Origin of the sequence: Nocardioides sp. GCM10023255 (genome assembly GCF_042653125.1) — a bacterium.
Classification (GTDB): Bacteria; Actinomycetota; Actinomycetes; order Propionibacteriales; family Nocardioidaceae; genus Nocardioides.
This window is the reverse complement of sequence record NZ_JBHSHU010000005.1, coordinates 68723-79860: the sequence shown is the minus strand read 5'-3', so window position 1 is coordinate 79860 and position 11138 is coordinate 68723. Positions and strand designations below refer to the sequence as shown.

The window sequence follows — 11138 nt, the reverse complement described above, 5'->3', positions numbered from 1 at the left end:
CTTAGGGTGTGGCACCCCGCCGGGGGCTCACCCCGGCGTCGAGTCCCGACCAGACGGCCTCGCTGCGCAGGACCAGGTCGTCCACCACACCGTCGAGGGACCCGGCCCGTCGGTAGGCCTCGAGCTGACGCACCGCTCCCCCGCCCCACAGCACGCGCTCGACCCCGGCCCGCACCAGCTCGGTGTCACCGGTCTCCTCGAGCTCGGTGGCCACGGTGGCGAGCAGCGCCTCCATCACCTCCCGGGCCGTGGCGAGACGGCGGGTGAGCGGGTGCACCAGCGTGCTCGCGAGGCCGACCCGGGAGGCTCGCCAGTGGGCGGCCCGCAGCGACTCCGTGCGCCACGGCGGTGGTCCCTCGCCGCGGCGCCAGGACCGCGCCACGTGCTCGACCAGGGCGCGCACCAGCGCCGCGAGCAGGACCGCGTCGTCGAGGTCGGTGCAGGTGTCGAAGACGCGCACCTCGACGGTGGGCTGGTGGGCCGACAGCCGTGCGTCGAAGTAGAGCATCCCCGGGTCACGGGCCGCCCCGGACTCCAGCAGCTCCTCGCACAGCCGGCGGTAGGCCGCCACCGAGGAGAGCGTCCCGGTCGGCCCGGCGGTCGGCCAGTGCGACCAGACCTGCGAGCGCCACGAGGCGTAGCCGGTGTCCCGGCCCTCGGCATACGGCGAATTGGCGCTGACCGCCCGGAGCACCGGGAGCCACGGCCCGACCCGGTCGATGACGCCGACGCCCTCCTCGTCGCTCTCGACCACCACGTGCACGTGCATGCCGCAGGTGCCGGCGTGCCGGGCGATCTCGGCGTAGCGGAACAGCATGTCCTCATAGCGGTCGTCCGGCGTCAGCCGGGGCTCGTCGGTCAGCGGGACGGTCGCCACGGCGACGGCCGCCAGGCCGAGTCGCCGGGCGGCGCGCCCGGCGATGGCGCGCGCGACCAGCAGCTGCTGTCGCACCGAGGCCATGTCGGTCGTGGGCTCGGTCCGGGTCTCGAGCTGGTGCTGGAAGAGCTCCTTGTCCAGGCCGTGGCTGGCCCGGACGGGCCGCACGCCGTGCTCGCGGTGGTGCTCGGCGAGCACCTCCTGCGATCGTGAGCTGGCCAAGCGGGTGGCGGGGTCGACGAGCAGGAGCTCCTCCTCCACGCCGACCGTGCGGACACCCATGGCGCATCGTAAGCACGGATGCGTGCGGGCCCCTCGCCCCCAGCGGGTGAACCGAACGGACCGGGTACGGCTAGGCGGGGTCGTCGAACACGTCGGACCACCCTGCCTCGAAGTCCCAGGCGCTCGGAGGCACGGCGTGGTGGAGCAGACGGCCCACGATGTCGGCCAGCCCGTAGCCGGGATCCACCTCCTGGCAGCGCTCGACCGCGCACCAGGCGAGCGCACCGTGTCCGGCGAGCCACGCCGCGAAGCCGAGCAGGGCGGCCGGCGCCGGCAGCAGGTCGTCGGGACTGCGGCGGACCAGGTCGGTCCAGTAGCCGACGTGCTGGGGAGAGGTCTCGCGGGTCATCAGCGACCACGCCACGTCGCGCAGCTGCAGGTCGCGCAGCGCCCGCAGCAGCCGGGCCGCCTCCTCGTCGGACGGCACGGCCCCGGCGGCGACCTGGCGGCCCACGGTGCTGCGCACCCAGGCCGCCTCTGCGGTGGGCTGCGCAGCGCCTGCTGTCCTGTCACCGGTCAGACGGGTCACGGCCGCCCCCCGGTCGGGGTGTCGGGCCAGCGACGCGGCCAGCTCGTCGCGGCTCGCGAGGGTCACCCGCCCGTCGAGGACCGACTGCGCGACGAAGCGGTGGGCCGAGACGTCGTACGGCACGCCGTGCACCGGGACCCCGGGGCGCCCGGGCAGCAGCGCGAACCAGCGCCGGCCGTCGGCGCGCAGGGACTCCAGCACGTCGATCCCCGAACCCTCGAAGGCAGGCACCAGCGCACGGGAGACCTGCTGCGCCTGGTCGGCGTCGTCGGTGTAGAGCACGAACACCACGCCGCGGACCTCGTGGCGGAGCGCCGGTCCGAGGAGCGCGTCCACTGCGTGGTCGACGTGGGCGGGCGGTGGCAGGTCGACCCGCGCGTGGAAGGTGGCCACCGCGCCGAACGTGAGCATCACGATCGAGCGCTGCGGGACGAAGCCGAGGACGACGGGAACGGCCGCGAGCACGTCCTCGGGGCTGCGGGCGACCAGGGTGGTCGGCTGGGTGGGAGTGGTGGGTGTGGTCATGCAGGGACGGTCCCCGCCGGCGCCGACGTCGACCCCGGGGTGCGGCGTGGCCTGTGGAGGGACCCGCCGACAGCGCCTCCTGTGGACGCTTCGTGGGCCGTCCGGACCGTGTCGGCGGGCCGCGATACCTTGCGCGCATGCCCGTCGCACCCGGAGGCCGCTGATGCGCGCGCACGCCTCGGTGCTCCACCTCGACCTCGACGCGTTCTTCGCCGCGGTCGAGCAGCGCGACAAGCCGTCCCTGCGTGGCAAGCCGGTGGTCGTCGGCGGCGTGGGTGGCCGCGGCGTGGTGGCCACGGCGTCGTACGAAGCCCGCAAGTACGGCGTGCGCTCCGCCATGTCGACGCGCGAGGCCCGGTCACGCTGCCCGCACGCGGCCTTCCTCTCCGGACGTTTCCACGCCTACCGGGACACCAGCCGTGTCGTGATGTCGCTGCTGCGGTCCGCCTCGCCGCTCGTGGAGCCGCTCTCGCTCGACGAGGCGTTCGTGGACCTCGAGCACGCCCTGCTCCCCGACCTCGAGGTGGACACGGTGACCGCGTTCGCCGAGGAGCTGCGCGCACGCGTGCACGAGGCGACCGGCGGGCTGACCGCGTCGGTGGGGCTGGGGACGTCGAAGTTCATCGCCAAGGTCGCCAGCGACCTCGACAAGCCCGACGGGCTGACGGTGGTGCCACCGGGCACCGAGCAGACGCTGCTGCGACCGATGCACGTCTCGGTGATCCCGGGGGTCGGGCCCGCGACCGCCGAGCGGTTGCGGCGGGCCGGCATCCACACCGTCGCCGACCTCGAGTCCGTCGGCCTCGAGGAGCTGGTCCGGCTGCTCGGCAAGGCGCACGGCACCGGCCTCTTCCACCTCGCCCGGGCCGAGGACGACCGGCCGGTGGTGCCGGAGCGCGAGGCGAAGTCGGTCAGCGTGGAGGGCACCTACGACACCGACCTGACCGACCGCCGGTTGATGGAGGGGCTGCTGACGCGCCAGGCCCGGGAGGTCGCCGAGCGCCTGCGCAAGCACGGCCTCTCCGGCCGGACCGTCTCCATCAAGGTCCGGCTCCACGACTTCACGACGCTGAGCCGGTCCACCACGCTGGCCTCCCCCACCGACAGCACCGCCACCATCGCCCGGCTCGCCCGCGGGCTGCTCACCGACCTCGACACCTCCGGTGGGGTGCGGCTGCTGGGGGTCGGGGTCTCCGGGCTGGCCGACTGGATCCAGGAGGACCTCTTCGGCGACGAGCCCGACGAGGAGGTCGACGCGGTGCCCGAGGAGGAGCTGGTGCCCACCAGCCGTCAGCGTCGCACGTGGGCCCCCGGGATGGACGTCGTGCACGCCGAGCTGGGCCGCGGCTGGGTGTGGGGGTCGGGCCGTGGGGTGGTCACGGTCCGGTTCGAGACGGCCGAGTCGCCGGCGGGGCCGGTCCGCTCGTTCGCGGACGACGATCCCGTCCTCAGCGCCTGGCTGCCGGAGGAGCCGGCCGACCCGACCCACCCCGGGTGACGAGACCGGTCCAGAGCACCCTGGGTCACAGGCCGCGGAGCGAGAAGCCCGCCTCCTCCAGGGAACGGCGTACGGCGCGGGCGTGGCCCACCGCACCCGGGGTGTCCCCGTGCACGCACAGCGAGTGCAGCGACGGCACGACCTGGGCGGCCAGCTCGACCGCGCGGCCGGCGATCGTCTCCGCGTCGGTCAGCACGGCACCGGGCTCGCTGCGTGGGACCAGCCGCCCGCCGGGCCCGTACACCCGGTCGGGGAAGCCCTCGTGCAGGACCCGCCGACCGCCCTGCGCCGCGAGCGCCAGCAGCGCTCCACCGGGCAGGCCGAGCACCGGCAGCTCGCCCGAGCCGGCCAGCACGGCCGACGCCTGCTCCTCGTCGTCGACGACCCGGTGGTAGAGCGCACCGTGCGGCTTGACGTAGCGGACCGTGGTCCCGCAGGAGACCGCGATGCCGGTGAGCGTCCCCACCTGGTCGGCGACCTGCTCGCGCAGCACGTCGACGCGCACGTCGAGCTCGACGCGGCCGAAGTTCTCCCGGTCGGCGTAGGAGACCTGGGCCCCGATCGAGACGCCCAGGCGGGCCGCCTCGGCGCACACGGCACGCATGATCTCGACGTTGCCGGCGTGGTAGCCGCAGGCCACGTTGGCGCTGGTCACCACCGCGAGCAGCGCCTCGTCGTCGGTGACCTCCTCGCCGAGGTCGGCGTTCAGGTCGACGTGCCGGGTCTCCACGCCACCGACGCTAGCGCCGCGCCGTGACGGCGCTAGGTTCGACCCCATGGAGCACTCCCCCGCGACGACCGCCCCTCCGAGCGCAGAGCGCCGGCCCACCACCACCGAGGTGCACGGGACCGCCCGGACCGACGACTACGAGTGGCTGCGGGACAAGGACGCCCCCGAGGTGCGGGCCCACCTCGAGGCCGAGAACGAGCACACCCGGGCCCGGACCGCGCACCTGGCCGACCTGCGGCAGTCGATCTTCGAGGAGATCAAGGCGCGCACCCTGGAGACCGACCTCTCCGTCCCGACCCGGGTCCGCGGGCACTGGTACTACGGGCGCTCCTACGAGGGCAAGGAGTACGGCGCCACCTGCCGCGTGCCCGTGCTCGACGCGGACGACTGGACCCCGCCCCGTCCCGCGGAGCACTGCGCCGCCGGCGAGCCGGCGCTGCCCGGCGAGGAGCTGCTGCTGGACCTCGACAGCCTCGCCGAGGGACACGACTTCTTCTCCCTCGGCGGCTCGGCGGTCAGCCCGGACGCCACCCTGCTCGCCTACTCCACCGACGTCACCGGCGACGAGCGCTACACGGTGCGGGTCAAGGACCTGGGCACCGGAGAGCTGCTGCCCGACGAGATCGCCGGCGTGATCGGCGGGGCCACCTGGAACCGGGAGGGCACCGACCTCTATTACACGACCGTCGACGAGTCCTGGCGTGCCGACAAGATCTGGCGGCACCGGCTCGGGACCGCGCAGGCCGACGACGAGCTGGTCTTCCACGAGACCGACGGCCGCTTCTGGGTGGGTGTGGGGCGCACGCGCACCGACCGGTTCCTGGTCATCGCGTCGGGCTCGAAGACCACCAGCGAGTACCGCTACCTCGACGCCGACGCCCCCGAGCAGGGCTGGAGGGTGTTCGCGGAGCGTCGCGAGGGGCTCGAGTACAGCCTCGACCACGGCGTGCTCGCCGGGCGCGACCTCTTCCTCGTGCTCCACAACGCCACCGGGCCCGACTTCGAGCTCGCGACCGCTCCGGTCGAGCCCACTCCGGTGGAGCGCTGGACGGCGCTCGTCCCCCACGACCCGGCGGTGCGCCTCGAGGACGTCGACGCGTTCGCCGGCCACCTCGTCGTGCACCAGCGCAGCGAGGGCCTGACCCAGCTGCGCATCCTCGAGCTCGGCGACGACCCCGCACAGCCGGTCACCGACGACTACCTCGTCCGGTTCGACGAGGAGGTCTACACGGTCGGCTCGGGCAGCAACCCCAACTACCACCAGCCGGTGGTCCGGCTCGGCTACACGACCATGGCCGTCCCGTCCTCGGTCTACGACTACGACGTCCGCACCCGCGAGCTGACGCTGCTGCGGCGTACCCCCGTGCTCGGCGGCTACGACCCGGCCGACTACGAGGAGCACCGGCTCTGGGCGACGGCCGACGACGGCGAACGGGTGCCGATCTCGATCGTGTGCCGCCGCGGCGCCCGTGAGGACGAAGGCGGGGGCTCGCGCCCGATCCCGGTGCTGCTCTACGGGTACGGCGCCTACGAGATGTCGATGGACCCCTACTTCTCCAAGCCCCGGCTCTCGCTGCTCGACCGCGGCGCCGGCTTCGCCATCGCCCACGTCCGTGGTGGCGGCGAGATGGGCCGGCGGTGGTACGACGACGGCAAGCTGATGCGCAAGCAGAACTCCTTCTCCGACTTCATCGCCTGCGCCCGGCACCTGGTCCAGACCGGGTGGACCACCCCGGAGCACCTGGTGGCCGAGGGCGCCTCGGCCGGCGGGCTGCTGATGGGGGCGGTCGTCAACCAGGCGCCGGAGCTCTTCGGCGGGGTGGTCGCCGGGGTGCCGTTCGTCGACGCCCTGACGTCGATGCTCGACTCGTCGCTGCCGCTCACGGTCACCGAGTACGACGAGTGGGGCAACCCCGAGACCGACCCCGAGGTGTTCGCCTACATGGCCGACTACGCGCCGTACGACAACGTGGCTGCGGTGGACTATCCGCCCATCCTGGCTGAGACATCGCTCAACGACACCCGCGTCCTCTACGTGGAGCCGGCCAAGTGGATCGCCCGGCTCCGGGCGACCGCGGTGGGCAGGCGGGACTTCCTCCTGCGCACCGAGATGTCGGCCGGTCATGGCGGCGTTTCGGGGCGCTACAAGTCGTGGCACGACCGGGCCTTCACACTGGCCTGGATCCTCGACCGGATGGGCCTGGCGGACGCGACCCCCGCGTGGTCCCCGCCCCCGGCCGGGTCGGCGACGGACGGGTCCGACGTCTGAGAACTGGCTGAGATTTTCGCGCGGACGCAACTCCAACCCATCGCCAACCGTCCTTGGCTACGAAGAGTTCATAAGCACCGGCGGGATAGGTCCGGGAATCTCCGGGTACGTCGGGGCGTTGGACAGGACGTGTGGGGCTGCCGTTGGCAGGCCACAGAGCTGAGGAGGGGCGCCCATGACGACACGCACCGCAACGGTCGGCGCGCGGGTCGGATCACGCGAGATCGAGGGCCGGGACAGCGTCGGGCTGTACCTCGACGAGATCGCGCGGAACCCCCTGCTCGACGCTGCCAGCGAGGTCGAGCTGTCCAAGACCATCGAGGCCGGCCTGATGGCCGAGCACCTGCTCGCCGAGGGCCGGGTCGGCCGCCGCAAGGGCGGCGCCCCGATGTCTGCGACGCAGGAGGAGCTCGAGTGGCTGGCCGAGGAGGGCCGCAAGGCCGTCGACACGTTCATCACCGCCAACCTGCGGCTGGTGGTCTCCATCGCCCGCAAGTACGGCCGCGCGCAGATGCCGATGCTCGACCTGATCCAGGAGGGCAACACCGGCCTGATCCGGGCGGTCGAGAAGTTCGACTACACCAAGGGCTACAAGTTCTCGACCTACGCCACCTGGTGGGTGCGGCAGGCCATCACCCGCGGCATCGCCCAGCAGGCCCGGGTCGTCCGCCTGCCCGTCCACGTGGTCGAGGAGCTCAACCAGGTCGGCGGCGCGCGCCGCACCCTCGAGCGCCAGCTCGGCCGCGAGCCGGAGCCGCACGAGATCGCCACCGAGCTCGGCATGGACGTCGACCGGGTCCTCGACCTGATCGCCTGGGGTCGTGAGCACGTCAGCCTCGACTCCCCCGTCGACGAGGACGGCGACACCTCGCTGGGTGACCTGATGGCCCAGGAGACGTCCCCCAGCCCGGACCTGACGGTCCTCGACGTCGAGTCCCGCGAGCGCCTCAACCGGCTCGTCGGACAGCTCGACGACCGGGCCGCCGACATCATCCGGTCCCGCTACGGCCTGGTCGACGGGCGCCAGCACAAGCTCGCCGACATCGGCGCCAAGCACGGCATCTCCGCCGAGCGGGTCCGCCAGCTCGAGCGCGAGGCGCTGCAGAAGCTGCGTCGCCTGGGCGACCCCGACCTGGCCGCCTGACCCGGCCGCCTGAACGGGCTGCCGGACCGGCTCAGCCGCCGGCCGTCGCCAGCTTGTCGAAGACCTCCGCCACCGCCCGGCGGAGGTCTTCGAGCGTCCCGGTGTTCTCGATGACGTACGTCGCGACGGCGCGCCGCTGCTCGCGGCTCGCCTGGGCAGCGATCCGGGCGGAGGCGTCCTCGGGGCTCATCCCCCGCAGCCGGGTCATCCGGTCGACCTGGACGTCGGTCGGCACGTCCACCACGACCACCGCGTCGAAGTTGTCCGCCTGCCCGGTCTCGGCCAGCAGCGGGATGTCGTGCACCACGACCGCGCCGGCGGGTGCCTCGGCCTCGATCTCCGCACCCCGGGCCCTGACCCGCGGGTGGATGATCGACTCCAGCACGCGGCGCTTCTCGGTGTCGGCGAAGACGATCGCCCCCATGGCGGGCCGGTCGAGCCCGCCCTCGGCGGTCAGCACCCCGGGCCCGAACGCCGCCACCACCTCCGCGAGACCGTCGGTGCCGGGCGCGACCACCTCCCTGGCCAGCTGGTCGGCGTCGATGACCACCGCACCCAGCTCGGCGAACATCGTCGACACCGTGCTCTTCCCCGAGGCCACGCCACCTGTCAGTCCCACGCGCATGCCGTGAGGGTAGAGGGTCGCCGTAGGCTGCGACGCGTGGACCACGTCGAGCTGCGCGAGGGGTCGCGCGTCGCCCTGCTGGCGCCCGGGTCCGCGGAGTACGTCGACCTGGTGATGGCGCTGCTCGCGGGCGGGGTGTTCCCGATCCCGCTGGACCCGCGGCTGACGACGTACGAACGCGCGCGCATCCTCGCCGGCCTGGAGCCGGACCTGCTCGTCGAGACACCGGAGCAGGTGTCCTCGCTGCTGCGGCTGCTCCCGACGGAGCCGGTCGGGGCGGGTGCGCGCCGCGGCGTGCCGCGAGGTCGGCCCATCCATGTCACCAGCGGCACGACGGGGACACCCAAGGGCGTCCACAGCGGGCAGCTGACACCGGAGCAGGCGGCCGCACTGGTCGCCGAGGAGCGCGACCTGTGGGGGTTCTGCGCGTCCGACGTCAACCTCGTGCTGAGCCCGCTCCACCACTCGGCGCCCCTGCGCTTCGCGATGGGCACGCTCCTGGCCGGCGGCCGCATCGTGGTCCCGGGTCCGTTCGACCCCGCGACGGTGACCGCCGCGATCGCGCAGGAGCGCCCGACCACGATGTTCTGCGTGCCGACCCACCTGCAGCGGCTCTTCGCCCACTGGGACGACGTCGGCACGCCCGACCTGTCGTCGTTCCGGCTGGTGGCGCACGCCGGCGCACCCTGCCCGGTGGCGGTCAAGCACCGGCTGGTCGAGGAGTTCCCGGCGGGCTCGACCTGGGAGTTCTACGGCTCCACCGAGGGCCAGTTCACCGCCTGCCGCAGCGAGGAGTGGTTCGAGCGGCCGGGCACGGTCGGGCGCGCGCGTCCGGGCCGTTCGCTCGCGGTCGACGACGACGGCACCATCTGGTGCACCGTTCCGGAGCACGCACGCTTCTCCTACGTCGGCGACCCGGAGAAGACGGCTGCGGCCTGGGGCGGATCCGTCGACGGCCCGGCCTTCACGGTGGGCGACCTGGGCCGGCTCGACGACGAGGGCTACCTCTACCTCGACGGGCGTCGGGAGGACCTGATCATCAGCGGCGGGGTCAACGTCTACCCCCTGGAGGTCGAGAACGCGCTGCGCGAGCATCCCGGCGTCGAGGACGTGGCCGTTCACGGGGTGCCCGACGAGCAGTGGGGCCAGCGCGTCTGCGCCGCTGTCGTCGGTCCGGCCCGCGAGGAGGAGCTGGCGGCGTACGCACGCGAGCGGCTCGCGCCGCCGAAGCGCCCCAAGACGTGGACCTTCGTCGAGGAGCTCCCCCGCACGCTCACCGGGAAGGTGCTCCGCGACCGGCTGACCGACCGGGTCAGCGCCTCAGGCGAGCCAGAGCGGCAGCCGTCGGGCCCGGCGTCCGGTCGTTGAGAGGGGTGACGGTCACGCGGTAGGCCTTCCCAGGTCTCACCCGGTCGATGCGGAAGCGCCTGGCCGTCGTGGTCCGCGACCGCAACGAGTCGGGTTCGCCACGCCTCTTCCACGTGAGGACGTACGACGTGGCACCGGCCGCCGAGGTCCAACGGGCGACGAGGCGGTGTCGGCGCGCGATCAGATGGAGGGCCGCAGGGCCGGGCGCCGGCTTCTGCGGTGTCGCAGCGACCACGTTCGAGAAGAGCTGCTCTGCCACAACGCTGCCCTTCGCAGACTGCAGCCGGAACTGGTACTCGTGGTAGTCGATGAGCCCTGTCGCCGTCCAGGAGCTCCCGGGGTGCTCCACCCGCCCTGGCAGCGGATGCCAGCCCTCTTCGAGCGTAGCGTCCCGGATCCACACGACCTCACCCGTGGCGCCGGGCGGGCGCGTCCAGGACAGTGCGACCTGACCGTCACCGGCACTGGCGACCAGCACGGCCGGACGCGTCGGCCCGTTGTCGACCTCGGGCAAGGGACGGGGATACAGCGCGCCCACCCCGATATCCGCGAGGGCATCCGCGACGCCAGCCGCCATCTTCACCTCGCCCGTGGCCGACAGGTGCGCAGGATCGTAGGTGTCGACGTCCTGGACGAGCTCCTGGGCGGGTACCGCGGCAACGACCCGTGACTCCGGGGTGTCGAGCTCGGAAGCGAGTCCGGGCAGTGCCTGGTTGTAGGCGGTCACGCCGGTGAACCAGGTCTGCGGCAGCTCGGCGAGCACGACGTCGACCTGGGGGTCGGCGGCCCGGGCGTCCACGACGAACGCGCGTGCAGCACTCAGCACCATCTCGGGAGGCGTGCCCAGCCAGGTCAGGTCGTTGATGCCCAAGGCCTCGACCACGACGTCGGGGCGACAGCTTGCGACGAGATCGCCGATGGGGTGGTCCTGCGACGCGAAGGCCATTCCCCAGCGGGCAGCGTGGTCCTGGTCGAACCCGGGGTCGGCGTAGTCGTGCGATCCGAACTGGTCACCCTGACGGTCGAAGAGGTCATCGCGCGGACCGACGAAGTCCACGTCGACACCCGTCCCGACCAGGTGTTCCCACAGCCGGTAGCGCCAGGTCCAGTCATCGACCGACCCCTGGGCCACCGAGTCCCCCACGACCATGATCGACGTCCCTGCCGGATCCGCAGCAGGTCCGCAAGTGACCGGTTCCGCTCCGGACGCCGGCACCTGGACGAGCACGCTCACCAGCATCGACGCCCCGACAAGCGCCACCCTCAACGTCGTCACGAGCCCCCCGATGCT

Annotated in this window: 9 protein-coding genes; 4 read left to right on the top strand and 5 right to left on the bottom strand. The window is 73.1% G+C overall.

Annotated elements, in window-relative coordinates; all coding sequences use genetic code 11:
• Position 1: 1 nt before the first annotated feature.
• Both ACFO9I_RS09450 and ACFO9I_RS09445 read right to left on the bottom strand, forming a co-directional pair.
• On the bottom strand, positions 2–1159 hold the full coding sequence (locus ACFO9I_RS09450) for a carboxylate-amine ligase (protein WP_379180130.1): 1158 nt from the start codon (positions 1157–1159) through the stop codon (positions 2–4).
• A 70-nt stretch (positions 1160–1229) separates the two neighbouring features.
• Positions 1230–2213, bottom strand: coding sequence for a DUF4192 domain-containing protein (locus ACFO9I_RS09445; RefSeq protein WP_379180128.1), 984 nt, complete (start codon positions 2211–2213; stop codon positions 1230–1232).
• Positions 2214–2376: 163 nt separating this feature from the next.
• Between ACFO9I_RS09445 and ACFO9I_RS09440 the strand changes: the two genes are divergently transcribed.
• Complete coding sequence (locus ACFO9I_RS09440; protein WP_379180126.1) at positions 2377–3711, top strand: DNA polymerase IV; 1335 nt, start codon at positions 2377–2379, stop codon at positions 3709–3711.
• Between the two features lie 25 nt (positions 3712–3736).
• On the opposite strand, the gene ACFO9I_RS09435 is transcribed toward ACFO9I_RS09440, so the two are convergent.
• Positions 3737–4441, bottom strand: a complete 705-nt coding sequence (locus ACFO9I_RS09435) for a LamB/YcsF family protein (protein WP_379180124.1) — start codon at positions 4439–4441, stop codon at positions 3737–3739.
• 46 nt (positions 4442–4487) lie between these two features.
• On the opposite strand from ACFO9I_RS09435, the gene ACFO9I_RS09430 reads away from it, so the two are divergent.
• Both ACFO9I_RS09430 and ACFO9I_RS09425 read left to right on the top strand, forming a co-directional pair.
• On the top strand, positions 4488–6710 hold the full coding sequence (locus ACFO9I_RS09430; protein ID WP_379180122.1) for a S9 family peptidase: 2223 nt from the start codon (positions 4488–4490) through the stop codon (positions 6708–6710).
• Positions 6711–6885: 175 nt separating this feature from the next.
• The gene (locus tag ACFO9I_RS09425) at positions 6886–7854 is read left to right on the top strand and encodes a sigma-70 family RNA polymerase sigma factor (RefSeq protein ID WP_379180120.1); all 969 of its coding nucleotides are present in this window, start codon (positions 6886–6888) and stop codon (positions 7852–7854) included.
• A gap of 31 nt (positions 7855–7885) precedes the next feature.
• On the opposite strand, the gene coaE is transcribed toward ACFO9I_RS09425, so the two are convergent.
• The gene (coaE, locus tag ACFO9I_RS09420) at positions 7886–8479 is read right to left on the bottom strand and encodes a dephospho-CoA kinase (RefSeq protein ID WP_379180118.1); all 594 of its coding nucleotides are present in this window, start codon (positions 8477–8479) and stop codon (positions 7886–7888) included.
• A gap of 36 nt (positions 8480–8515) precedes the next feature.
• Here coaE and ACFO9I_RS09415 point away from each other — a divergent pair, with 36 nt between their 5' ends.
• On the top strand, positions 8516–9847 hold the full coding sequence (locus tag ACFO9I_RS09415) for a class I adenylate-forming enzyme family protein (RefSeq protein ID WP_379180116.1): 1332 nt from the start codon (positions 8516–8518) through the stop codon (positions 9845–9847).
• On the opposite strand, the gene ACFO9I_RS09410 is transcribed toward ACFO9I_RS09415, so the two are convergent.
• The gene (locus tag ACFO9I_RS09410) at positions 9792–11075 is read right to left on the bottom strand and encodes a hypothetical protein (RefSeq protein WP_379180114.1); all 1284 of its coding nucleotides are present in this window, start codon (positions 11073–11075) and stop codon (positions 9792–9794) included. The two genes, ACFO9I_RS09415 and ACFO9I_RS09410, sit on opposite strands and share 56 nt — an antisense overlap.
• Positions 11076–11138 lie beyond the last annotated feature (63 nt).